General features: G+C 43.9%; 26 protein-coding genes. 16 read left to right on the forward strand and 10 right to left on the reverse strand.

Annotated elements, in window-relative coordinates:
* Positions 1-32: 32 nt before the first annotated feature.
* Positions 33-1,928 (reverse strand): ATP-binding cassette domain-containing protein, encoded by a 1,896-nt coding sequence (locus tag AC0VYT_RS01795; RefSeq protein WP_005016681.1) that lies wholly within the window; start codon positions 1,926-1,928, stop codon positions 33-35.
* A gap of 34 nt (positions 1,929-1,962) precedes the next feature.
* Between AC0VYT_RS01795 and AC0VYT_RS01800 the strand changes: the two genes are divergently transcribed.
* From AC0VYT_RS01800 to AC0VYT_RS01850, 11 genes are all read left to right on the forward strand, one after another.
* On the forward strand, positions 1,963-2,208 hold the full coding sequence (locus AC0VYT_RS01800; RefSeq protein ID WP_005016680.1) for a SlyX family protein: 246 nt from the start codon (positions 1,963-1,965) through the stop codon (positions 2,206-2,208).
* Between the two features lie 73 nt (positions 2,209-2,281).
* Positions 2,282-3,307: a hypothetical protein gene (locus AC0VYT_RS01805; protein WP_005016679.1), complete on the forward strand. Its 1,026-nt coding sequence runs from the start codon at positions 2,282-2,284 to the stop codon at positions 3,305-3,307.
* 294 nt (positions 3,308-3,601) lie between these two features.
* Positions 3,602-4,051 (forward strand): ammonium transporter, encoded by a 450-nt coding sequence (locus tag AC0VYT_RS01810; RefSeq protein ID WP_005016678.1) that lies wholly within the window; start codon positions 3,602-3,604, stop codon positions 4,049-4,051.
* Positions 4,052-4,085: 34 nt separating this feature from the next.
* Positions 4,086-6,728 (forward strand): type I DNA topoisomerase, encoded by a 2,643-nt coding sequence (topA, locus tag AC0VYT_RS01815; RefSeq protein ID WP_005016677.1) that lies wholly within the window; start codon positions 4,086-4,088, stop codon positions 6,726-6,728.
* A 97-nt stretch (positions 6,729-6,825) separates the two neighbouring features.
* On the forward strand, positions 6,826-7,584 hold the full coding sequence (locus AC0VYT_RS01820) for a hypothetical protein (protein ID WP_005016671.1): 759 nt from the start codon (positions 6,826-6,828) through the stop codon (positions 7,582-7,584).
* Between the two features lie 122 nt (positions 7,585-7,706).
* Complete coding sequence (locus tag AC0VYT_RS01825; protein WP_005016669.1) at positions 7,707-8,276, forward strand: HdeD family acid-resistance protein; 570 nt, start codon at positions 7,707-7,709, stop codon at positions 8,274-8,276.
* 69 nt (positions 8,277-8,345) lie between these two features.
* Positions 8,346-9,500 carry a glycerate kinase family protein gene (locus AC0VYT_RS01830; protein WP_005016667.1) on the forward strand — a complete coding sequence of 385 codons (1,155 nt, stop codon included), beginning with the start codon at positions 8,346-8,348 and terminating at the stop codon, positions 9,498-9,500.
* 60 nt (positions 9,501-9,560) lie between these two features.
* Complete coding sequence (locus tag AC0VYT_RS01835) at positions 9,561-11,540, forward strand: ATP-dependent helicase (protein WP_005016665.1); 1,980 nt, start codon at positions 9,561-9,563, stop codon at positions 11,538-11,540.
* 87 nt (positions 11,541-11,627) lie between these two features.
* Entirely contained in the window at positions 11,628-11,879 is a 252-nt protein-coding gene (locus tag AC0VYT_RS01840) for an RNA recognition motif domain-containing protein (RefSeq protein ID WP_005016663.1), read from the forward strand.
* Positions 11,880-12,141: 262 nt separating this feature from the next.
* Positions 12,142-12,645, forward strand: coding sequence for a DUF6586 family protein (locus AC0VYT_RS01845; protein ID WP_005023301.1), 504 nt, complete (start codon positions 12,142-12,144; stop codon positions 12,643-12,645).
* Between the two features lie 106 nt (positions 12,646-12,751).
* Positions 12,752-13,030, forward strand: coding sequence for a hypothetical protein (locus AC0VYT_RS01850; RefSeq protein ID WP_005016657.1), 279 nt, complete (start codon positions 12,752-12,754; stop codon positions 13,028-13,030).
* Between the two features lie 69 nt (positions 13,031-13,099).
* On the opposite strand, the gene AC0VYT_RS01855 is transcribed toward AC0VYT_RS01850, so the two are convergent.
* The 4 genes from AC0VYT_RS01855 to AC0VYT_RS01870 all read right to left on the reverse strand — a co-directional run bounded on the left by AC0VYT_RS01855 (position 13,100) and on the right by AC0VYT_RS01870 (position 16,991).
* Entirely contained in the window at positions 13,100-14,818 is a 1,719-nt protein-coding gene (locus AC0VYT_RS01855; RefSeq protein WP_005016649.1) for a cation:proton antiporter, read from the reverse strand.
* Between the two features lie 156 nt (positions 14,819-14,974).
* Positions 14,975-15,130 (reverse strand): 50S ribosomal protein L33, encoded by a 156-nt coding sequence (gene rpmG / locus AC0VYT_RS01860; RefSeq protein WP_001205031.1) that lies wholly within the window; start codon positions 15,128-15,130, stop codon positions 14,975-14,977.
* Between the two features lie 12 nt (positions 15,131-15,142).
* Positions 15,143-15,379 carry a 50S ribosomal protein L28 gene (gene rpmB / locus AC0VYT_RS01865; protein WP_000048256.1) on the reverse strand — a complete coding sequence of 79 codons (237 nt, stop codon included), beginning with the start codon at positions 15,377-15,379 and terminating at the stop codon, positions 15,143-15,145.
* Positions 15,380-15,542: 163 nt separating this feature from the next.
* Positions 15,543-16,991: a coniferyl aldehyde dehydrogenase gene (locus AC0VYT_RS01870; RefSeq protein ID WP_005016647.1), complete on the reverse strand. Its 1,449-nt coding sequence runs from the start codon at positions 16,989-16,991 to the stop codon at positions 15,543-15,545.
* Positions 16,992-17,106: 115 nt separating this feature from the next.
* Between AC0VYT_RS01870 and AC0VYT_RS01875 the strand changes: the two genes are divergently transcribed.
* The 5 genes from AC0VYT_RS01875 (at position 17,107) to AC0VYT_RS01895 (ending at position 20,819) form a co-directional block, all read left to right on the forward strand.
* Positions 17,107-17,793, forward strand: coding sequence for a TetR/AcrR family transcriptional regulator (locus AC0VYT_RS01875; RefSeq protein ID WP_005016645.1), 687 nt, complete (start codon positions 17,107-17,109; stop codon positions 17,791-17,793).
* A 95-nt stretch (positions 17,794-17,888) separates the two neighbouring features.
* The gene (gene purU, locus AC0VYT_RS01880) at positions 17,889-18,755 is read left to right on the forward strand and encodes a formyltetrahydrofolate deformylase (RefSeq protein WP_005404562.1); all 867 of its coding nucleotides are present in this window, start codon (positions 17,889-17,891) and stop codon (positions 18,753-18,755) included.
* Between the two features lie 213 nt (positions 18,756-18,968).
* Positions 18,969-19,769 carry a TonB family protein gene (locus tag AC0VYT_RS01885; protein WP_005016642.1) on the forward strand — a complete coding sequence of 267 codons (801 nt, stop codon included), beginning with the start codon at positions 18,969-18,971 and terminating at the stop codon, positions 19,767-19,769.
* 19 nt (positions 19,770-19,788) lie between these two features.
* A complete protein-coding gene (locus AC0VYT_RS01890; RefSeq protein ID WP_005016640.1) occupies positions 19,789-20,415 on the forward strand; it encodes a MotA/TolQ/ExbB proton channel family protein in 627 nt (208 codons plus the stop codon).
* Positions 20,415-20,819 (forward strand): ExbD/TolR family protein, encoded by a 405-nt coding sequence (locus tag AC0VYT_RS01895; RefSeq protein WP_005016638.1) that lies wholly within the window; start codon positions 20,415-20,417, stop codon positions 20,817-20,819. Before AC0VYT_RS01890 ends, AC0VYT_RS01895 begins: the two co-directional genes overlap by 1 nt.
* Before the next feature lie 53 nt (positions 20,820-20,872).
* On the opposite strand, the gene msrA is transcribed toward AC0VYT_RS01895, so the two are convergent.
* From msrA to thyA, 5 genes are all read right to left on the reverse strand, one after another.
* On the reverse strand, positions 20,873-21,397 hold the full coding sequence (gene msrA / locus AC0VYT_RS01900; protein WP_005016635.1) for a peptide-methionine (S)-S-oxide reductase MsrA: 525 nt from the start codon (positions 21,395-21,397) through the stop codon (positions 20,873-20,875).
* 121 nt (positions 21,398-21,518) lie between these two features.
* Complete coding sequence (locus tag AC0VYT_RS01905) at positions 21,519-21,989, reverse strand: META domain-containing protein (RefSeq protein WP_005016633.1); 471 nt, start codon at positions 21,987-21,989, stop codon at positions 21,519-21,521.
* Positions 21,990-22,108: 119 nt separating this feature from the next.
* Positions 22,109-23,164: an Lnb N-terminal periplasmic domain-containing protein gene (locus AC0VYT_RS01910; protein ID WP_005016631.1), complete on the reverse strand. Its 1,056-nt coding sequence runs from the start codon at positions 23,162-23,164 to the stop codon at positions 22,109-22,111.
* A gap of 27 nt (positions 23,165-23,191) precedes the next feature.
* Positions 23,192-23,704 (reverse strand): dihydrofolate reductase, encoded by a 513-nt coding sequence (locus AC0VYT_RS01915; protein ID WP_005016628.1) that lies wholly within the window; start codon positions 23,702-23,704, stop codon positions 23,192-23,194.
* Positions 23,701-24,543 (reverse strand): thymidylate synthase, encoded by an 843-nt coding sequence (gene thyA / locus AC0VYT_RS01920; RefSeq protein WP_005016627.1) that lies wholly within the window; start codon positions 24,541-24,543, stop codon positions 23,701-23,703. The genes AC0VYT_RS01915 and thyA overlap by 4 nt, the downstream gene beginning before the upstream one ends.
* Between the last annotated feature and the right edge of the window lie 355 nt (positions 24,544-24,898).

Consider the following 24,898-nt stretch of genomic DNA (forward strand, 5'->3'; position numbering starts at 1 on the left):
CCTATAGCTGGTAACAAGTTCAGGCTATTTGTTTAGCCGTTTTGCGACATTGCTTCAAGCTCAGTCCAGCGGTCCAGTTTTTCAAGCAAGAGCTCTTCAATTTCTGACAAACGCTGTGAAGCCTGTGTTGCTGCATCTGCATCTGTTACAAACCAGGAACCATCTGCCAGTTTTTCATTTAATTGAGCCTGTTCCGCTTCAAGCTGCTCAATTTCGGCAGGGAGCTGTTCCAGTTCCCGCTGATCCTTGTAGCTCAGCTTTGCCTTTTTAGGCATGGTTACGGTCTCTGCTTTTGCTTGAGCTTTTTTTACATCCGCTTTCTGGTCTACTACTTTCTGGTCTGGCCGCTGCATCAGATAATCCTGATAGCCACCCACATATTCTTCAATGTGGCCTTTGCCATCAAAGACCCAAGTCGATGTTACGACATTATCCATAAAGGCACGGTCATGGCTGATCAGAAGCAGCGTACCTTTATATTCAGCCAGCATTTCCTCAAGCAGCTCCAATGTAACCATATCGAGGTCATTGGTTGGCTCGTCCATGACAATCAGGTTAGACGGTTTAAGCAATAATTTAGCCAGCAATACGCGGTTCCGCTCTCCTCCTGATAGTGCTTTAACTGGTGTGCGGGCACGCTCTGGTGAAAACAGGAAGTCCTGCAGGTAACTGTAAATATGACGGCGCTGGCCATTTACATCGACGAAATCTGAGCCTTCGGATACATTCTCTGAAACTGATTTCTCTAGATCAAGCTGGTTACGTAGCTGATCGAAGTAAGCCACTTCTAGCTGGGTGCCGACCTTGACTGTACCTTGATGTGGAATATCACCGAGTATTGCCTTGATCAGGGTGGTTTTGCCCACACCGTTGTCGCCGACCAGACCAATACGGTCGCCACGCAGTACAATCGCCGAGAAATCCTTGATTAACACCTGGTCATCATAAGAAACACTGAGATGCTCAATATCAAATACCAGTTTGCCAGAACGTTGAGCTTCCTGTACCCCCATATTAACTTTACCCTGCTGGAAGCGGCGTGCCTTGGATTCTTCACGTAAAGTCTTTAATGCACGGACACGGCCTTCATTACGGGTACGTCTGGCTTTAATACCCTGACGAATCCAGGCTTCTTCTTCAGCCAGTTTTTTTTCGAACAGGGCATTTTGTTTTTCTTCTGCTTCAAGCTGTTGGGCTTTCAGGTCCAGATAACGTGAATAATTTCCTTCAAAGCTGCGCAGGGTACCACGGTCAAGTTCAACAATACGGGTAGCCAGCCGGTCAACAAAAGAACGGTCATGTGAAATAAACAGTAAGGTCAGATTATTCTGATCCATAAGAAATTTTTCTAGCCATTCAATACTCTCGACATCCAGATGGTTGGTCGGTTCGTCCAGCAGCAGTACATCCGGCTGGGTAAGCAGTGCACGGGCCAAAAGAACCCGGCGCTTACGTCCACCTGACAGATCAGCCAGATCAGCATCCGGATCTAATCCCATCTTGCTAAGAATATTATTGACCTTGTTTTCTAATGCCCAGCCATCAAGCTGATCCATTTTATGCTGTAACAGGCCCATACGGTCACAAGCTTCCATATCACCAAGTACGCAGGCATCACTGGCTTCATGATAATCCTTGAGTACCTGGGCAGCTTCGCCTGCCCCGTCAGCTACAATGTCAGCAACCTTGCCCGAATCCATCGGTACATCTTGGGCCAGCATTGAAATTGTTACGCCATTTTGTATTGAAACTTCACCACGGTCAGGTAGCAGGCTTCCCTCGATCAGCTTAAGTAAAGTAGACTTACCTTCACCGTTACGGCCAATCAAACATACCCGTTCGCCACGTTCTAATGTAAAGTTCGCGCCATCGAGTAGGGCGGGTCCACCAAATGCAAGCTGGACATCCCTTAAAGTAATATAGGCCATAGTGTTTCCTGAAAAAATCCGTGAGGAGTATTAAATGACTAAACAAACATACCATAATAATCAGGCGACATTTTCCGCACCCATTGAAGATTTGCAAGTAAGAATTGCATTTCTGGATGATTTAGTTGAACAGCTCAATGAACAGGTCACCCGACAGAGTGTCGAGATTACCCATCTGAAGCAGCAAATGCAGCTACTTTATCAGCGTGTTGAAGCTGCTGATCTTTCAGAAGGGATTGCCCCATTTGATCCTTCTACCAATATTCCTCCACACTATTAATCTGAAATTCATTTGACCTTGAACTGAAATACAGCTGTAATGCAGCGCGCTGTGTTACAACTGCTGAAATACCATGAATAAAGTCATACTCCTTGATCTTGAACAAAATAAGCCAGCTGCCAGTCTGCTGCGTGAGCTGCTTCAGCACTATTCAACCCTGTATCTGTTTAACTGCCAGAAACAGTTTGAATATGCACTGGTTGACCTGACAGAGCTGGCTGGCTGGATTCAGTCAGGCCGGATTGTGGTACTGGAAACTGCAGAAGCAGATTTTAAAGAGTTTGAATATGCGTTAGTCGTGGGGCAGTGTCTGGCTCTTCTGGAAGCTGAAGTGCATGTTGATGTTATTTCAGCAATGCCAGAAAGTGAGTTACTGGTGCAGCTGCTGGGCGCTTCGGCAGTCAGTTGCAGCCTGATAAAAATGGAAGCTTCCGCAAAACAGAAGTCAAGAACCGTAATTTACAGGTTGCCGAGCAGAGAAGCCTTTGAAAAAAAGCCTCAGCTGCAGCTCGTTAAAAAATATTGTGATCTGTTAGGGAAAATGCAGGGTAAACCGGCAACTATACAGGGCTTAAAACATTCAATTATCAGTAGTTTGAATATATTCGCTGAAACAGCACAGCAGCTGGTGGGGCTATTGATCAATCTGAAAATTGTCAGGTCACAGGATGGACACGTGTCATATCGAAAAAGAATACTGGCACACTGGCTGAACTTAAAGCTTGAAGAGTATATGCAGGCGGAAGTGCACACGATGCCTTTACCTTCACAGCCTTCTGTTGAAACTTTTGATATCCACACTACTGAAATTTCAACAAATTCATCTGCATCACTCGAAGCTGCTTTAAAACAGCAGCGCCATACGGAAGACCTGTATTCAGAATTTGCCCGTATTGATCCGCTGCAATGGCAGATTATACGTCAGCTGGATCAGGCGGGACATAAAAAACCTGACAATATCTATGCCTTGCGTGATCTGTTAAAAAGCATTTTTCCAGAGGAAAATATCCAGCTGCTACTGAAGGAAATGCTTGAAAAAGGCTATATTTATTGGGATGGATATAAAATGCATTATAGTCCGGAAATTCTACTGCATTAGTATTTTGAATGTTAAAAGTTCTGGGTTAGAACTAAGTTTAAATCAGTATTGAAACGATAGATTTAGATGAAGAGAGGGCATTTTAAACTGTTAGACGGCCTAAAATAGAAGCTAATTTGAACAGCTAGAAATCTGGTACTAAATGCTTTTTATATTGAAAAACACAAATTTATACAGAAATCATATGTTTTCTTCATTTATAGTCCCGAACAGCTCCAGCATTAATTTATTCAGTAAACTTGCGTTTTATATTGGCCTTGTGCAACTCTAATAAAGGAATAAAAAGGTTGAACTATGGAAAACGTTGGAATTTGGGTCGCAATCGTCATTATTGTTTTTGTGTTTGGATCTATTGTCGGGTTAAGAGTTAGCCCGCGAGAAAAAGCACTCGGCCTGATGCGAGAAAAAGCCCGTAAGATTGGCCTGCATCCACGACTGGTTGCAGCCCCTGCCTGGACTAAAATTCCGATGGCTACAGAAAACCGTGCCAGTATGGTGGCTTATTACAGCATCCTGATTCCAGATGCCCGTCTGCCTTTAATGCGGGCGCGTGTTGTTGACCAGAAACTTAAAGTCATTGAGGGAGATCAAAGCTTGGATGATTCTCCCATTGCATTAAAAGGGATTTATGCTATTGATATGCAGGCAAACTGTGTTGGAATTTACTGGGATGAAGAAACTGATCTCAGGGCTACACAGTTAGAAGATATCAAAGCTTATCTGCATGCTTTGGCTGCTCACTAATCTCTTAATTTATCTACAGGAATAACAGTTAATTATGGCGAATGCTCCTCGATCCACATCCAAAAGCACCTCAGCAAGTTCGTCAAGTGCTGCCAACAAGCGTGCCTTAGTGATTGTGGAGTCGCCTGCAAAAGCGAAAACCATCAACAAGTATCTGGGTTCGCAGTACATTGTTAAATCTTCTGTTGGCCATGTGCGTGACCTGCCTACCGGTGGTTCAGCCAAAAATACCGACAAGAAACCGGCTGCCCGGACCAAACTGACCGAAGCCGACAAAGCTAAAAAGGCCCAGCAGGCTCTGATCAACCGTATGGGGGTTGACCCTGAACACGGCTGGGAAGCGCATTATGAAGTGCTACCAGGTAAAGAAAATGTAGTTTCTGAGTTAAAGAAGCTGGCATCACAAGTTGATGAAATCTATCTCGCAACGGATTTGGATCGAGAAGGTGAGGCAATTGCCTGGCACTTGAAAGAAGTGATTGGTGGTGATGACTCGCGCTACCAGCGTGTAGTGTTTAACGAGATTACTAAAAATGCCATTCAGGAAGCATTTAAGCAGCCCGGTCGCCTGGATACCAATAAGGTTCATGCCCAGCAGGCACGCCGCTTCCTCGACCGTGTTGTAGGTTTCATGATCTCGCCTTTGTTATGGGAAAAAATTGCCCGTGGCCTGTCGGCGGGCCGGGTACAGTCTGTTGCAGTCAAACTGGTGGTTGAGCGTGAGCGGGAGATCCGTGCCTTTATTCCTGAAGAATACTGGCAGGTATTTGCTGATACCCTGTCTAAAAAAGACCAGATTCGTCTGGAAGCCGTGAAACAGGCGGGTAAAACCTTAAAACTAAAAAATAAGGCCCAGACTGATACGCTGCTTGAAGTACTGAAAAAGTCCGAGTTTACTGTAGCGCAGCGTGAAGACAAACCGACCAAGGTTAATCCGAGTGCGCCTTATATTACCTCTACCCTGCAACAAGCAGCGAGCACACGTCTCGGATTTTCAGTCAAGAAAACCATGATGTTGGCCCAGCGCTTATATGAAGGCGGCTTCATTACTTATATGCGTACGGACTCAACCTTCCTGAGTGATGACGCGATTAAAATGGTACGTAACCATATTGAAAGTGAATATGGTGATAAATATTTACCGGCAAAACCGAACCGCTATGGCAGTAAAGCCGGGGCACAAGAAGCTCATGAAGCAATACGTCCATCGAGTGTAGAGCTTAAAGGTGACCAGCTTGCAGGTGTAGAGCGTGATGCCCAGCGTCTATATGACCTGATCTGGCGTCAGTTTGTAGCCTGCCAGATGACACCAGCCGAATATTTATCATCTACTCTTACGGTCGCGGCTTCTGATGTCGAGTTGAAAGCCAAAGGCCGAATTCTGGTTTTTGATGGCTTTACTAAAATTCGTGGTGCAAACAAATCTGATGATGATGTACTACTTCCTGCTGTGAAAGTGGGTGAAGTGCTTAAACTGGAGAAACTTGACCCTAGTCAGCATTTTACCAAACCACCCGCCCGTTTTACTGAAGCTTCTCTGGTAAAAGAACTGGAGAAACGCGGAATCGGCCGTCCTTCGACTTATGCAGCGATTATTTCAACGATTCAGGATCGTGGTTATGTCAAACTGGAAAACCGCCGTCTGTATGCAGAAAAAATGGGTGAGATTGTTACTGATCGCTTAGATGAAAGTTTCAATAACCTGATGAATTATGCTTTTACTGCTGACCTTGAAGGCCAGCTAGATAAAGTCGCGACAGGCGAACGCAACTGGAAGGAACTACTGGACAGTTTCTATGGTGACTTTAAGCAGCGGCTGAATAATGCACAGGGTGATCAGGGAATGCGTCGTAATCAACCGGTTGAAGTGCCTGACGTACATTGTCCGGAATGTGACCGTCCGATGCAGATCCGCACCGGAACCACCGGTGTATTCTTGGGCTGCTCAGGTTATAACCTTCCCCCTAAAGAACGCTGTAAGGGTACATTGAATCTTGTACCAGTTGAGTCACTGGCCGCACTATCTGATGACGATGGAGCAGAAACAGCCGATTTGATGTCGAAAAAACGCTGTCTGATCTGTGGAACTGCTATGGACAGCTATGTGATCGATGGTGGTCGTAAACTGCACATCTGTGGCAATAATCCGGATTGTGACGGTTATGAAGTTGAAGAAGGTGAGTTCAAGATTAAGGGTTATGATGGCCCAACAATTCCATGTGATAAATGTGATGGTGAAATGCAGCTTAAGACTGGACGTTTCGGTCCATACTTTGCCTGTAATAACTGTGACAACACCCGTAAAGTTTTGAAAAACGGGCAGCCTGCGCCACCGCGTGTTGATCCGATCAAGATGGAGCATCTGCGCTCTACCAAGCATGATGACTATTTTGTCCTACGCGATGGGGCAGCCGGTCTGTTCTTGGCAGCCAGTAAGTTTCCAAAAATCCGTGAAACCCGGGCACCTAAAGTTGCCGAGCTGCGTACAGTAGCCGGACAGCTGGATCCAAAATATCAGTTTCTATTACAGGCACCTGATACTGACCCTGAAGGTAACCCGACAGTGGTAAAATTCAGCCGTAAAAACCAACAGCAGTATATCGGCTCTGAAACACCAGAAGGTAAACAGACCAAATGGAGTTTAGTCTTCCAAAGTGGTAAATGGACCGAAGCCTGATATTTAACTAAAAAGATGCCGGTTTCGACTGGCATTTTTTATGACTAAACAAAAGAAAATAATAGAATCTATAAGAGATTGATGGGGAAGCACAGCAGTGTGGAAAAGTATTCGGATTATAGCTTTATTGCTGATCTTGCTGGTGGTCGCCATAAATGCCTGGCGTGACCAGAACCAGAACTGGGACCGCCCGGTGACTGTTTTATTACATCCTATTAATGCTGACCAGCGTAGTTCCACACAGCAGTATATTGATCAGCTCACAATCGATCAGTTTAAAGATATACAGAAGTATCTCAGCAGTGCTGCCGCTCCGTACCGAATACAACCAGTTTATTTTTATTTTCAGTTGGGCCGGCCTCTACAACAGCTTCCACCTAAAGTTCCTGAACAGGCGGGTTTAATCGATGTCATATTGTGGAGTTTAAAATTCCGCTTTTATGCCTGGAAAAATTCGATGAGCCAAGAAGGCTCTCCCAGTGTAACGCTCTATCTGAACTTCTATGATCCTCAATTTAACCGGATACTAAAACATTCTACAGCACTTGAAAAAGGGCGAATCGGCTCAGTCAACCTGTTTGCTTCGAGTAAGCAGGCACAACAAAATCAGATTGTGCTGGTGCATGAGTTGCTCCATGCATTTGGAGCATCCGATAAATATGATCTCAATACTGGTTTACCTTTATATCCGCAAGGTTATACTGATCCTCATCTTCAACCTTTATATCCGCAAAAGCGTGCCGAGATTATGACTGGCCATATTCCGCTTTCAGCCGATAAAAGCAGAATGGCAGAAAACCTCCAGCAAACGATGGTTAGTCGACAAACAGCTACAGAGATTGGCTGGCTAAAATAAACTGGGGATAAAAAACAACTTATCCACAAGGCATGAAACCGGTATAAAAACTATTTATACAGACAAGTGATGACTTGTTACTTACAGTAGTTAAAGACTTAATAACTAGAAGAGTAATGAAAATGAAAACTGTAGGCAATGATCTCATCCGGCATCAATTCCATGAAAATCGTAAATGGTATTTAGGTATTGGTATCCTTTTGGTGCTATTCGGAATATTACTATTAGCCTCCTTGCCTTTCGCAACGTTGTCCGCAGTATTTTTGTTCGGTATCTTGATGATGATAGGCGGTATCTTGCACTTTGTTGCTGCCTTTAAAATTTTTAGAGGCGGTTCACGCTGGCTGTGGGCGCTGTTTGGAATTCTTTATCTGGTAGCCGGTTACTATGCTTTTAGTACACCAGTTAAAACAGCAATTGTCCTGACCAACATTTTGGCTATTTTTCTGATCATTGCGGGTGTAATTCGAAGCGTAAATGCTTTTATATTAAAACCTTTAATAGGCTGGGGCTGGATCCTGCTTTCCGGGCTGCTGACTCTGGCTACCGGTATTATCATTTTGATGTCGCCCGATGCGCCGTTTTGGGTGTTAGGCTTGTTTCTGGCTGTCGATATCCTTTTTCAGGGAGTGAACTATTTAACACTGGCAGCTGCGATTAAGCGTATTCCAAAAAGTTCGGCAGATGTTTAAAACAAGAAAGAGGCATATGCCTCTTTCTGTTCATTTAAATTTTAAATTTATCCATAAAAAGAAAAGCTTATGGCACCTACCTTTGTACTTGCTCCTGATTCTTTTAAAGAAAGTATGACTGCACTACAAGCCTGTCATGCCATGCAAAACGGACTCAGTAAAATATTTCCTGAAGCTGTATTTATAAAAGTTCCTATGGCAGATGGCGGAGAGGGTACATTAGATACCCTGATTGCCGCTGCTCAAGGACAGCAGGTTAAATGTCAGGTCACGGGTCCTCTACCTGCCCAAAAAGTTGAAAGCTATTTTGGTCTTATCGATGCTGGCCAGACTGCTGTGATTGAAATGGCTAAAGCCAATGGTATTCATCTGCTTACTCCGGCAGAACGTAACCCGCTTTTAACCACAACCTATGGTACTGGTGAGATGATTCGTCTGGCACTGGACTTAGGTGTATCCAGAATTATTATTGGGCTCGGTGGGAGTGTTACTAATGATGCCGGAGCAGGTATGGCGCAGGCACTAGGTGTACATTTTTATGATAATAATGGCCATGAAGTATCTTTAGGGGGTAGGGAACTTGATCGGGTAAAAACAATCGACTGGTCTCGACTGGATCCACGCTTGAAGACTACAGAAATTATTATTGCCAGTGATGTCAATAACCCGTTAACTGGAGCGCAGGGAGCTTCTTATATTTTTGGTCCGCAAAAGGGCGCTACGCCTGATATGGTTTTACAACTAGATCATAACCTCAGCCATTTCGCAGATATTGTAGAACAGCAGTTAAACCTGAGAAAACGCGAAGTGCCTGGCGCAGGTGCGGCAGGGGGGCTTGGATTTGGCCTGTTAGTTTTTACGGGTGCGCGGATTCAGTCAGGTGTTGAACTGGTTATACAGGAAACCCAGCTGGAAAAATATATTGCCCGGGCTGACTATATTTTTACTGGTGAAGGGAGACTGGATGAACAGTCCTGTTTTGGTAAAACTCCGGTGGGAGTCGCTCGTCTGGCTCGACAGTATGGTAAACCTGTAATCGCCTGTGCGGGGAGTATTGGCCCACAAGCTGACACTCTGTATAAAGAGGGCTTTACTGCAATTTTCGGAATTCTGGACCAGAGCAGCGATATTATCGCAGCTTGCCAAAATGGAGCCATTAATTTGGAGCGTACTTGCGAAAATATCGGTCGTATTTTAAAACTGGCTGAAAAGCAGGGTAGATGAGCCTGCCTTTCTATATTGGCTCTGCTAAACTGGTGCTTCAAGTGCGGATGAACAGATAGCATGAGTTTAAGTACCCTGAGTGATGAGTTAAATCTGAAACAGAAACAGGCGGCCACCACCACTGCCCAGAATTGTCTGGTCCTGGCGGGTGCTGGGTGTGGCAAAACCAAAACAATTGTAGCCCGGGCTGCTTACTTGATTGATCAGGGTATACCCGCTGACCAGATTCAGATCTTGACCTTTACCCGTCGTGCTGCGAGTGAAATTGTCACTCGGGTAGAGCAACACCTCGGAGCAAAAGCCCGGGGTCTGCGTGCCTCGACATTCCATACCTTTTGTATGTACCTGCTGCGCCGTAATTCTCAGGCATTTGGACTGGGCCAGTTCAGTATTATTGACCGTGATGACCAGATACTGATGTTCCGGCTGTTACGTGGCAAAGATAAAGAGAGTGTATTGCCCAAGGCAGCACAGCTTTGTGACATTTATTCATATGCCCGTAATACCCGGAACAAACTGAGTGAAGCAATTGCACAGCAATGGCCAGATGCTTTGGAACATAAGGCACAGATCGCTGAACTCATGCAAGCTTATGAACGGCGAAAGCGTGAGCGTAATTTTCTGGACTATGATGATATTCTGGCAATTGTAGCGGTGCATTTACAACATTCAGAAGCACTGGTTAACTGGGTAACCCGATTGTGTTCAGTTCTGCTGGTTGATGAAATGCAGGATACTAATCCGCTGCAATGGGCTTTACTACAGCCCTTGGTGGGTAAAATCAAACTATTCTGTGTAGGTGATGACGCGCAGTCGATTTATGGCTTTCGGGGGGCTGATTTTGAGAATATCCATCATTTTAAAGAACGTGTGCCTGATGCCGAGGTATTAAATCTGGATTTTAATTACCGCTCTACTCAGGAGATTCTGGATTTATCTAACTGGCTGCTTGATAAAAGTCCACTTCATTACGATAAACATCTGATTGCCGCTCGAGGCCGCGGAATAAAACCACAATTGCACCTGTTCAGTAATGAATTTGAAGAGGCTAACTGGATCGCTCAAGATTTGATCAAGCGTCAATATACAGGCGCCCAGTGGTATGAGCATATGATTCTGGTACGTTCTTCTTTTACTGCACGGCATTTGGAAGGTGCATTAATCAATGCCAATATCCCCTATAAATTTGTGGGTGGGGTAAAACTACTTGAATCTGCGCATGTAAAAGATATGCTGAGCATGCTGCGGGTGGTAGCTAATCCACAGGATGATATTGCCTGGATGCGTTTTCTGACGCTATGGAATGGTGTAGGGGATGTAGGTGCCAGCAAGCTCGCTCATGAACTGATTCAGTTGTCTGATATTGATATGCGTTGTGAGCGGCTGGAACAGCATGGCCGGGTGGCACTTAAAGCAATACTGATGATGAAGCAGCTAGATGTTTTACAACATGAAGTCGAGGTTTGTATCAGTCTTGCTGTAGAAGCACTCTCTGAACAGCTAGAAGATAATTACAAAAACAAAGAATGGTCCAGACGTCTGAAAGACTTTGATCTGGTCAAGCAATTAGCCCGTAAACATAACAGCCTGGCCGGTTTTCTTGAAGAATATGTACTGGAGCCTATTTCGGTGTCAGAAGTGGAGCGTAGCACTGATCAGGATCTGGTTACCCTGATTACTATCCATTCTGCCAAGGGAGCAGAGCAAAAAGTCTGTTACGTTCCTCATGTTTCACCAAGTCAGTATCCACATGCTCGTGCACAGGGTGATTTTGACCAGGTAGAAGAAGAGCGCCGTGTTCTGTATGTGGCATTGACCCGGGCGCAGGATGAGCTGATTCTGACCAAGCAGGAATTCAGTAGCTGGGCACAAGATAAATATGATGAACAGGGCCGTATTATTGAAAGTTATTTTTTAAATGACTTGCCTGAATCACTGGTCGATGTGCAGATCCATCAACCGTCATCGCGCAGTTTTGTGCAAAAACGCTGGAATAATTCAGCTGCAATAAATTTAGGTTTTGGTATAGATCTCGATTAAACTAGTCAGATTGTGCTAATGCACTCGAAAAGTAGAGTAGGCATATACTTTTTGATGTTACATACCTGCCGCTGGAAAAGGTAATTTATGAAAATTTTAGTACGCAACCTGGAACGTACCGTCACTGAAGCTGAACTGCTAGAGCTGTTTAAGGCCTATGGTACGGTTGACTCCTGCCAGCTAGTACTTGATGCACAAACTGGCAAGTCTAAAGGCTTTGCCTTTGTTGAGATGCCACATGGGCGTGAAGCTGTAAAAGCAATCAAGGGTCTCAATACCTTGCGACTGCATGGTCATGGTATTCGCGTAAAAGCTGCGGAAGACAAGCCTAAGGCTTAAATAAAGATGGAGCAGATAATGCTCCTTTTTTATACTTGGAATAATTAGAGTAAATCTGATATGCCCTATATTGTGGAAGAATACTCTCTGGCTGAGATGGATAGCGATCAATAAAATATTACTATAGAGCAATGTAGTCATATCATTCAAAAGAAAAAATCTATCTAGGTTATGTCACTCATCCATAATTCTTATTGTGAATCCCGGCTAATTCTGTTTATCTTAATCTTGTAAGTAAAAACAAAATTTAGGAAGACTTTTCATGTCCCGTGTTGCCCGCTTTCATGCTGACCGTACTAACCAGAAACTCTATTTTGCACGTCTGGCTTGCCAGCAGGCAGAGCAGATTGAGCATGTACAGCAGGCACAGGCTTATCGTGAGGCTGCTGTGTTTCATCTGCATGGTTCATTACTGGCATTTTTACAGGAACTGGCCCGTTATTACCGTTTAAATGATTCACAGCCTACCTTAAAGTCAATTGAGGAACAGATGGCAGATAAAGGACAGGTTTCGCCTGAAGTGGTCGTTATGCAGCAACTGGCCAAACATGGCTTTATTGCCGAGCTTAAGCGGGCTTATCGCTTATGCCAGTATGCACCTGAACCTAATGCTCCTGTACCTGAAGAAGAGACCTCATCCAATCTGATTATTAAAGTCACCCAAGGCCCACAAAGCTGGTTGCCAGATGTTAAAATTCTGCGAGAATGGCACCGTGAACTGACCCAGCTGATTGATGGTTTTCGTAATGAAATGGTTGAGTTCTAAAACGGTCTATTGGATAGACTTGAAATTTGATTGACCTGCTCTTATATAAATATTTCGAGATGCAAAGTATCAATGCTTTGCCACCATGTCGGAGCATGGAGGAGTTATGTCTATACAACAGTTGAAAAAATTATTTGGTAATCAGGAAGCAGTATTGGAACTGGTACAGCTCGAAGGTGGTGAATTGGCATTGCGCAATGCAGGTTCAGAAAAAGAACCCTTGGTTAAAATCCAGTTTAATGATGAAGTTAAAGCCTTGCTTGGTGATGAAACTGCTGTAGTAGCACAGCATATGATACAGGCCGCATTATTTGGTCTGCTTGAAAAACAGGTTAATCAGTGGCAGGCTCAGGTTATTGATGAAAAACCAAAATACCTGAGCTAGTAAGCACTGCAAACTTAAAATTTATACTAAAAAAGCGTACATCAAAGTACGCTTTTTTAAATATTTTAACTAGTGTGTCGGGGCTGTATGGTGCGCAATTTCGATCTGGTTCAAGATATGATTACTCATATTTTTAGCCATTTCTTCTTTGGCAAAGAATACCTCGCCAATATTTTCTGCCCGGATAACTTCAGCCTCTTCCTTACTTTCCGCACAGATCAGTACCTGAATCTGTGGATTTAGCTGTTTGGCAATATCGATAATACGATGCACATTTACAATGTCCATGGGCGACAATACTAACAGTCGTGCATGCATAATATGGGCCTGTATCAATACACCAGGCTCAGTCGCCACGCCACTGACCGCAGCAATACCCCGCTCACGTAATTTCTCTACTATTTCGCGGTTTTCTTCAGCAATAACAACTTTGATATTCTCTTGCATTAAAGTGCGAGTGATGCGACGGCCAACTTCCCCATGCCCAACAATTACCACCTGGTCGCGCAGATAGTCCTGAGATACTTCATCCGGTAGCATCGCAAGCGGGTCACCGCTACGCTCCAGTAGCCGGGCTAAATGAGATCGTTCACGAATCCAGCGCTGTGCCGGTTCAATGGCAGAGAAAATAAATGAGTTCAGGCTAATCGAAATAAGGGCCCCTGCCAAAATCAGATTCTGGCCTTCCAGGCTAAGCAGGCCTAAAGACAAGCCTAATGTGGCCAGGATAAAAGAGAATTCACCAATTTGTGCCAGTGAGGCGCCAACAGTCAGGGCTGTATTAATCGGATAACGGAAGAACAGCACCAGTGCCATCGCTGCCAGTGTCTTGCCGATCATAATAATGGCGACTACACCTAAAATATGAACAGGTTCTTCGACTAGGATCCGAGGGTCGAATAACATGCCAACTGAAACGAAAAACAGTACCGAAAAAATTTCACGCAGTGGTAAGGTTTCCTCTTCAGCACGATGGCTAAAATCTGATTCCTTAACTACCATACCGGCAAAGAAAGCTCCCAGTGCCATCGATACGCCGAAAACCGCATATGAGCCATAAGCAATTGAAACTGCCGCAGCAACCACAGTTAAAGTAAAAAGCTCACGAGAACCCAGACGTGCGACAAACTGCATAATCATTGGGACCAGGCGTTTTCCAATAATCAGCATAAAAGCAATAAAACCGGTCACTTTAAGTAAAGTCAGACCTAAAGTAAGCCAGATATTTTCATCGCCACTACCATCAGATAGTGGCGTTCCGCCTAAAAGCACTGCAGTAGCAGGAAGCAGCACCAATACCAGTACCATAACCAAGTCTTCAACCAGTAGCCAGCCTACAGCAATTTTGCCGTTGACTGATTCGAGCAGGCCACGGTCGCCCAGTGCTTTAAGTAAAACGACTGTACTGGCACAGGAAAGACTTAAACCAAAGACCAGAGCTGAGCCGAAACTCCAGCCCCATAACATGCTAATACCGATTCCCAGCAGTGTTGCTACTGTAATCTGTAAAATTGCGCCTGGCACAGCAATTCGTCTAACCTGAAGCAGGTCATTAAGCGAGAAATGCATGCCCACGCCAAACATTAGAAACATTACACCAAGTTCGGCTAACTGGTTGGCCAGTTGAATATCACCCACCATACCTGGGGTGTTGGGGCTAATAATGATGCCGGCAATAAGATAGCCAATCAGGGGAGGAAGGCGTAGACGGGCAGCAATATAGCCAAAGATCAGAGCAATACCAAAACCGACTGCCAGTAAAATAATGAGATCTACGTCATGAGGCACTACCTACTCCTTAAAGATGGAGGTGAAAAGAAAATAATAAAAATAAAGCACGAAAGATGCCAAAATCTATTGATATAAAAAGTGTAGCAAGTCAAGCAAAAAAAATGCAAAAAAAAACGACCTCTAGGGAGATCGTTTCTTGGCGCTTCATCAAGATTACTTGATTTTAGCTTCTTTAAAAATCACGTGTTGACGGATTTTTGGGTCAAACTTTTTGATTTCCATTTTTTCAGGCATTGTACGTTTGTTTTTAGTCGTGGTATAGAAATAACCAGTACCAGCAGACGAAACTAGGCGAATTTTGTCACGCATTGCAATGACTCCTTAGATCTTTTGGCCTTGAGCACGAAGATCAGCTACAACCTTTTCAATGCCCAATTTGTCGATAATACGCATACCTTTAGTGGTTAGACGAAGACGTACAAAACGCTTTTCGCTTTCTAACCAGAAACGGTGGTGGTGCAGGTTCGGCTCGAACCGGCGCTTGGTTTTGTTGTTGGCGTGTGAGACGTTGTTACCAACGACTGGACGCTTGCCGGTAACTTGGCAAACCTTAGACATGGTGGAACTCCATTGATTTAGCCAGCAGCAAATGTGTGGCCAGTCATAAAATAAACGGATGAATTCATTCAAGGGGCGTTTTATACCAAAAATCCGATTAAAAGACAAGCGAATTCGGTTAAAACACAGCATGATCTGGTGTGATAGATCATGCCTTGATCATTTAACGCAACAGTGTTTTTGAAATCAATTTGTAGAGCGGCTTGTTAAATGGTGGCAGAATAAATTTTAAGCTATAGAGCTTGGAATTTGACATCATTGAACGTTCATGCGACAAACTGAAGAAGCCTTCCGGTCCATGATATTTACCCATACCGGAGGCCCCGATCCCACCAAAAGGCAGGTCATCCTGAGCAACGTGAGTTAATACGGTATTCATACCAAAATGTCCGGAATGCGTACGCTGTGCAATATAATCAGCGCGTGCTGAATCATAGTCAAAATAGTATAATGCAAGTGGGCGTGGACGTTGATTAATAAACTCAATCACTTCATCAATCTGATCATATTCCATGATGGGTAGTACCGGCCCAAAAATTTCATTCTGCATGATTTGCATAAAACTGGTGACCCCAGTCACTAGGGTTGGTGCAATTTTATAGACATCTTCCAGCAGTTCATTTTTTGGATTAATTTCCACAATCTGCGCACCCTGTTCACGCGCATCATCTAAATAACTCTGTACCCGGCGGTATTGCTTGTCATTTACGATGGAGGTGTAATCTTGATTATCACGTAAATGAGGATACATAGTCGTGGCAATCGTACGGAATTCTGCTATAAACTCCTCTGTCTTACCTTTGGGTAGAAACATGTAGTCTGGTGCAACACAGGTCTGTCCGGCATTCCAGAGTTTGCCCACAGCGATCCGCTGTGCCAGATCTTTCATATTCATGGAAGGGTGTACTACCACTGGCGACTTGCCGCCCAGTTCTAAAATGACTGGCACCAGATTTTCAGCTGCTGCTGCCATTACAGTTTTACCCACTGCGGTTGAGCCGGTAAAAATAATCTTGTCAAAAGGCAGATGGCTAAAAGCATCTGAAATAGGCCCACCTCCATTGACTACTGCGACCAGATCTTGCGGAAAGGCTTCTGCCAGAGCTCTTTCCAGAATCTGGCCAAAATTTGAAGACGCGCTGGAAATCTTGATCATGGCATGGTTGCCTGCTGCCAATGCACAGATTAATGGGCCTATGGATAAAAGTAGGGGATAGTTCCAAGGTGCAATAATGCCGATCACGCCCATAGGCTGATATTGTACCCATGCCTTGGCAGGCTGATGAATCATGGCAACATGACGTTTAGATGGTTTCATCCACTGGCTTAAATGCTTGCTATAATATTTAATATGTTCAAGACAGGTCAGCAGCTCGCCAATTTTAGTTTCACCAATTGAACGGTTGTAATAATCATGATTGATTGCGTCTGCAAACTGGTCCTGATATTTTACCAGTACGCGTCTTAAACGGGACAGGCGGTCAATACGTTCTTTGGCCAAAGGTACCTGATGACGCTGATACGCCAATCTCTGATGTTCAAGCAAGTCTTGCATATGCTGAATATCAGGTGAATGTGGAGTCATTTGAGTTGTTTTTGTTTGACTATTCATGACACGCTACCATTAAATAAAATCTAATATTTAATTTTTTAGAGTAAATGCTCTAAATAGTCAAGTCACTTTATGTGTTAGTCCACTAACTTTTTGAAATAGATGGTTATTAAGAATGTCCCACTCCAAGACCGTGAAAACTAAAGACCGGATTTTGCAGATCAGTTTGCAACTCTTTAATGAGCGTGGAGAGCGTTCTGTAACCACCAACCATATTGCAGCCGAATTAGGAATCAGTCCAGGTAATCTGTATTACCATTTTCGCAACAAGCAGGAAATTATTAAGGAACTGATGGAACAATACCAGAAAGAGACACTCGACATGCTGTCTCTGCCAGATGACCGTCAGTTGAATGCCAATGACAAGATTCGTTATTTTCAGGTCCTTAGCAGCCAGTTATGGGAATACCGCTTTTTGCATCGGGATGTTTATCATCTGGTCGAAAACAATGATGACTTTAGAAAGATGTATCCACGCTTTGCCGGCCAGGTCATGCAGCAGGGCCAGAGAATTTATCAGGCTTTTGTCGATGCGGGGCTAATGAAAATGACTGCTTCAGAAATTGAGGCACTCATTATTAACCTGTGGATTGTGTTGACCAACTGGACCAATTTCCTGTATATGTCTGGCCACATCAGTGACAGCAACCATCTTGAAGAAAAATGGGTATGGCAGGCGCTGCGCCAGATGGTCTTTCTGGAAGGGCCATACCTGATGGGAGAAAGTCGTGAGACTTATGAGCGTCTGCTTGAAACCTTCGGCTCTTCAGAACTGTTTGCCAGCCTGTCTTCAGCAAAATAGCATGCAGCTTTTTTCATAAGTATTCTGCCCGCCGTAAAAACGCGCTAGAATATGCGGCTTGTTTTTAATTTGACTTATAAGCGATATCAACCGACATGAACATGACCACTGCCAATACAGCACGACTCCTGATTACTTGTGAAGACAAGCCGGGCATTGTGCAGGCTGTATCGAGCTTTTTGTATCATCAGGGAGCAAATATTACCGCACTTGATCAATATGCAACTGAAGCGCAGGGCGGTCGATATTTCATGCGTGTTGAGTTTGAACTTGAACATTTGCAGACCCGGAAGGAAACACTGATCCAGACCTTTGCTGTGAATGTAGCCCAGCGTTATGACATGCACTGGCGTCTGGCTTTTGTTAGTGATGTGAAAAAAGTGGGTATCTTAGTCTCTAAAGTCGACCATGCCTTGCTTGAGCTGCTATGGCGTCATGCCCGCGGAGCTCTGCCATGTGAAATTACCAAGGTGGTATCTAATCATGAGACCCTGCGTTCAGCAGTAGAGAACTTTGGTATTCCATTTGAAGTGGTGCCCGTCAATAAAGAAAACAAGCGTGAAGCTTATGCGAAGATTGATGAGTTGATGCAGGGCAATGATCTGTTGGTACTGGCACGTTATATGCAGATTCTGGACGAAGAGTTTGTCAGCAAATGGGAGATGAAAATTATTAATATTCATCACTCGTTCCTGCCAGCATTTGTAGGAGCCAATCCATATCAGCAAGCTTATGACAAAGGTGTAAAACTGATTGGTGCTACAGCACATTATGTTACTGCTGATCTGGATCAGGGTCCGATAATTGAGCAGGATGTAGAACGGGTGAGCCATGACTTTACAGTAGAGCAGTTGCGTGAGCTTGGTCAGGATGTAGAGCGCCACGTACTGGCGCGAGCAGTGAGATGGCACCTTGAAGACCGTATTATTGTAGATGGCAACAAGACTGTTGTTTTTCAGTAAAACTAATTAAAGTCTGACTAAAAAGAGGCATATCTAGGGATATGCCTTTTTTTATTACTGAATTAGAAGGGTGGTTAAAATAAATTAAATAACGGTTGCAAATGAAAACACTTCTCATTTATTATTGCGATACTTTCATTGTGCTAACCGATGAGCTTTATCTTCTTCTCCTGTTGTATTGAAGTAAAGCAATCTATTAGGTAACAGATTCTTATGAGTCATTCCTCCGTGTCCAGTATGCCCCCCTCTAACCCGATGAAAAAGAAAATTGTCGCAGCTTTAGCCGTGGTAATGGTCGGGCATATCGGTGTGCTTTGGGGTGTGAGCCATCTTAAAACTGCTGATCTTAAACCGATTGAAAAAGAACCTTTACAGGTCCGGTTTGTCAAGATCCAGCAGCCACCTGAACCTTTACCACCTAAACCAAAGGTTGAGCCAAAAAAAGCTGAACCTGCCAAGCCAAAAGAGGTTAAAGAAGTAAAAGTAGTTGAAAAACCTTTACCTCTGCCACCGAAAAAGGTTGAGAAGGTTCAGCAGGTGAAAAAAGCTGAAGCACCTAAACCTGTTGCGAAACCGGTAGAAACACCACCAGTGCCTTCACCTGTAGCTACCACAACAGTTTCAGAAACTAAAATAGCTAAACCGGCACCAGCAGCTGCACCACCACCCGCACCTGCTGCTGCACCACCGGCTCCGCCTTCGCCACCGTCTCCAAAAACTGTTTCAATTGGCGGAGCAGGAGTACAGTGGAGCCGTTCGCCAAAACCGTCTTATAGTAATAAAGACTTGCAGGGTGAAACCCGGGTAATTGTGGTACATATAGAGGCGGATGAAAAAGGTTCTATTATTAAAGAGCGGACCCGTATTACCAAATCAAGTGGGATTAGTGCACTCGATGAAAAGATTTTACGCGCAGTGCGTAGTGCAAAGTTCAAACCGTATAAAGAAAATGGTGTAGCTTATCCGATCCGGGCCGAGCAGCCATTTGAATTAACATTGAATCCTAACGGCTAACATTTTCAGGAGTTCGAGTATGAACTTTTCAGTTTATTGGCAACATGCGGATGCAGTCAGCAAAACACTGTATTTCGTGCTCTTGGCAATGTCGATTGCGACATGGACCATCTTTATTTTACGTCTGATGGGTACCCGCCAACTTAAACAGCAAGCTTATGCTCAACTCTCGCAGGCTTTGGCTAAACTTAAAACCAAACTGGCACCACTCGGTTTTGAGCAACGTAAGGCAGTCGCTGAACAGGCTCTACTGCGCCAGATTTCTGCAGAGAAAGCTTCTGCAGAAAAAGGTGTGGCAGTCTTGGGGACTATTGCTTCTATTGCACCATTTGTTGGCTTGTTCGGTACAGTATGGGGAATCTTTCATGCCCTAGTGGCCGTAGGTAAGAGTGGCCAGGCCGGTCTTGCTCAGGTTGCAACACCAGTAGGTGAGGCCTTGATCATGACAGGACTTGGTTTGGCCGTAGCGATTCCTGCAGTACTGGCTTACAACATTGCAGTACGTTTCAATCGTGGACTTGCTCATGACCTGCAAGATCAGGCACATAGCTTGCTGATTGATACTATGTTACAGCAGGACAGTAATGTATCTAAAACAGAAGTAAATAATGCTGCACAGCAGCAATATGCTGGAGGTCAGGCTTAATGGCTTTTCAATTGGGTGAAGATAACGATGCTGGCATGAATGAGATGAATCTCATTCCGCTCATCGATATTATGCTGGTTTTGATGATCATCTTTCTGGTGACAGCAACCGTTGCCAACCCATCAATTCCATTAAATCTGCCACAAACCACAGCAGAAATTATCGATCCGCCGCCTGAGGCGATTACAATCAGTATCAATGCCCAGAATCAGGTGGCATGGAATGATCAGATGATCAGTCTTCAAGAGCTTGAAACCCGGTTTGCAGAAGCTGGACAAGCTGAACGTAAACCCACAGTTCAGCTAAGAGCAGATAAAGACTCACGGTATGACACTGTAGCGCAAGTAATGTCTCGTGCGAGCGAAGCCGGGCTCAGCGATATTGCTTTCGTTAGTGATAATTAAAGTAAAAACGTTAAAAAAGCGGCCAGTATAGCCGCTTTTTTTATAGATGTTTTTTATTCAGATTTGAGTAAATCCTGGAATTTATTTCTCAACTTTAACAGTTTTGGAGGAATCATAAAGTTACAGTAGCCTTGGGAAGGGTTTTTGGCAAAAAAATTCTGATGATACTCTTCAGCCTCATAAAAAGTAGGTACCGGACTCAGTTCTGTCACAATATCTAAACCCTCAGCTTTGAGCGCATTAATCATCTGCTGTGCCTGTTGCTGCTGTTCTTCATCAAAATAATAAATCACTGAGCGGTACTGTGTACCAATGTCATTGCCTTGACGGTTTAACGTAGTTGGGTCATGAGTGGCAAAAAATACTTCAAGTAGCTGCTGATAGCTGATCTGCTGCTCATCAAACTCTACCAGAATGACTTCGGCATGATGTGTCTGTCCGCTACATACGGCTTCATAATCCGGATTCTCAGTATGACCGCCTGCATAGCCACTGACGACTTTTTCTACACCTTTGAGTTGCAGAAAAACTGCTTCAACACACCAGAAACAGCCGCCTCCAAATAATGCCTGTTGCATAGTCTTATCCTGTTGAATAGATTTCCTCCACTATAATAAATTTTCATAGAGCTACAATAGAGCTTGTGTGCAACAGACGTAAAAAAGCCCGTCTAAACGGGCAAATCAATCTATTCAATTTTTAGCGTAGTGGAGCTGGACTGCTAAGCTGCATTACTACATTGCCATGACGGTCGAGTAACTTTAAGGTTTTATGATAGACCTGATAAGCGCTTACTTTAGCGAGAGCCTCGTTATAAGCTGCAGCAACCTGCTGGTTACTCGGATTTAAACAAGCCATACGGGTGGATGCCATCTGGCCAAAAACCAGTCCTTTATTGGTAAGCTGATAGCTACCCATAATCCGGTTGCAGCCATCAGTGCCGCTAAAACGTTGTGTGGCTGATTCAAGCATCAGGCTTGGGAGAGTCTGGACAGCTTGGCTAGTTTTAACAATCTCGGTATTGCCGATATATGTTACGGTCCAGTTGCGATCCAATAATTGTGCTTGAACAACGTCGACAGTAGTATTGCCTTGATCAGGCATATTCGTACATGCAGTAAATAGAACCGAACTGCCTATCACGCTCGCCATTAAAATCTGTTTAAACATTTTAGCGTTCTCATCATTTATTATGTTATTGACATTAAAGTAAAAACATAACGCAAAATTTAGCTTCAATATGTAGCTTTAGGTGTATTTTCTAAATAAAATGAGTAAAGTCTCACTTTTCAAGGCTGAGGTGAGGGTAAACCCTGACGCATCAGTTGAGAGAACTGTTGAATCTTTTCAGGATTCTGACTGATCTGTTCAGTGCGCGGGTTAATATGCGCATGCTGATACCATTCCTGAATGCTCCATTGATGATCTAGAGCATACAGATCATACAAATACTCTGGTAGATAGCCTGAAGCCAGCAGCCGATAATCTTTGGGTAACTGATACGGGTTAATTGCCTGAACCATATCAAAAATGATGGTAGTACAATTACTGGTCAGAGTGTTATACCACTGCGGTTCTGCCCGCAGTTCATCTGCCGTCTTTAAATATTCTAAAAAAAGAGCTTTACGTTCCGAGGCACTCATCCTGATGGGAAAAAAATATACCTGTTGATGACGAATATTACTGCGAGTATAGATAATATCCTGCTCATCCGAGGCCACCAGGCTCAGTTCGTACTGTCTGAAAAAACCGCCAATCGCTGAAAACTCTTCATTTCTTTCTTTACGAATTTCAATAGAAAAGGTAAGGGGCTCCTGATTGGCAAAATCAAAACTGACCAGGGTATGAGCAATTTGTGGACCCATCCAGTAAGAGGTGATGATATTAATTCCGGTAATCTGGTTTAAATCAAAATGCCGGGTTTTCCAGCGCTCATGGACTTTACCGTCTGCTTCCCAAGCAAAGTTACGGACATTATGTAAGGTTACTTGATCACCCTGACGCTCGTATTCAAGAAGTCGGGAAACTTCCGGGTTCCAGTCCCGGTCTTGCCGGGCATCCAGTCCTATATACCAAGACAGGGCGCTCATAAAACACAAGATATAAATGATACTATTTATACGGCGGCTAAAAAAATGCTGGCTGACATAAATACCAAGCACACTAAGCGCAAAAGCGATCCAGCTTCCGATCAGAATCCGGGTAACCAGCCAGCTAACAGGTTCCTGAACCCAGAGTGCCAGACATAACCAGATAGATGAAAGAATAACAAACAAGCTAAAGATAAAATGCAGTAACCCTTTGCCTAGAGCAATAAAAAAATCACGCTTTCCAATATTGTGCATAAGTGGTCAAGTCAGTCTGAGTCCCTTCTATTTCTGATAGGTTGCAAACTCAAACTCAATTCCGCTTTTGTCATCTTTTTGTGGCGTACTTTGAATCTTTTTAAAAACTTGCGGAATTTCAGGATAATAAGCTTCACCCTGCACACTTAGTTTAACATGAGTAAGCTCCAGACGGTCAGCCATCTCCAGCGTCTGTCTAAAGATTTCTCCACCCCCAATGATGAATAAACTTTCAGGTTTTTCACTGGTTTTCACATCAGCGATGGCCTGTTCTAGAGCATCCTCAATGCTATGTGCAACCTTGGTACCTTCAAACGACCAGTCTGGATCACGGGTAATTACCCAGTTGACCCGTTTAGGTAGAGCACGTCCCATGGATTCTAGGGTCTTGCGGCCCATGATTACTACACCGCCCTGAGTAATCTCTTTAAAATGCTTGAGGTCAGCTGGAATGTGCCAAGGCAGATCATTATTTTTGCCAATACAGCGCTGCTGGTCTATCGCAACTACATGTACAACTTCTAAGCCTTGAAAACTCATACAGCCACCGGTGCCTTGATTGCAGGATGTGAGTGATAATTTATAATTTCAATATCTTCAAATTTAAAGTCAAAAATACTTTTTACTTCTGGATTCAGCTTTAACTGACACAGTTCTAGCGGATCACGACCCAGCTGTAATCTGGCTTGCTCAAAATGGTTGGCATACAGGTGTGTATCTCCCCCAGTCCAGACAAAATCACCAACTTGAAGGTCACAGACTTGAGCAATCATATGAGTGAGCAGGGCATAACTGGCAATATTGAAGGGTACACCCAGAAATACATCGGCACTGCGCTGGTAAAGCTGGCAAGACAATTTGCCATTTTGTACAAAAAACTGAAACAGAGTATGGCAAGGTGGCAATGCAACCTGGCTGGCTTCTTTAGGATTCCAGCCAGAAACAATGAGCCGGCGTGAATTCGGGTTAGTCTTGATTTCATTAATTAGCCAGGAAATCTGGTCAAACCCGTTTTGCTGATAACTGCCATCTTCATTCTGGGTCGCACCAAAGTTACGCCATTGATGTCCATAGACTGGTCCCAGTTCTCCGGTAGGACGCCCAAAGCGGGCAGTTTGTTCAGCTGTTGCCCATTCATCCCAGATTGTTACTTTATTATCCTGTAAATATTTCACATTGGTATCGCCTTTTAAAAACCATAACAGTTCAACGACGATAGAGCGAAAATGGACCTTTTTTGTGGTTAAAAGTGGAAAGCCTTTAGAGAGGTCAAAGCGCATCTGATGACCAAATACAGAACGAGTACCTGTTCCGGTACGATCACCTTTATCACCACCATGTTCAAGGATATGTTGTAAAAGGTCTAGATATTGGCGCATGGTTCTCTCACTAGGAAGGGCCTAAGAAAATCGAAGGGCTTAAGAAGATCAGAGATAAGTATCAGCTGACCGTACATATTAGCTTTTTTTAGCCTGACTGAAAACCGCTACATTAAAAGACGAGGTTCATCATGGTTTTATTTTCCAACCACGTTCCTGAATATCAACAGAACCGGATATAAAAATAATTACTGAGTAAGTTACTTTTAATAATATTTTTTTACAGAACCTGACTGAATGAAAGGTATAAGACCTCTATGAGTATCAAGTTATTCAATGTTATAAGTTTTTAATTATAAAAAATTCATCATAATCATTGAGCTCGCTGTGTTCTTTTTAAAGTAATACAGCTATA

Source organism: Acinetobacter sp. QJM3NY_42 (assembly GCF_056173745.1).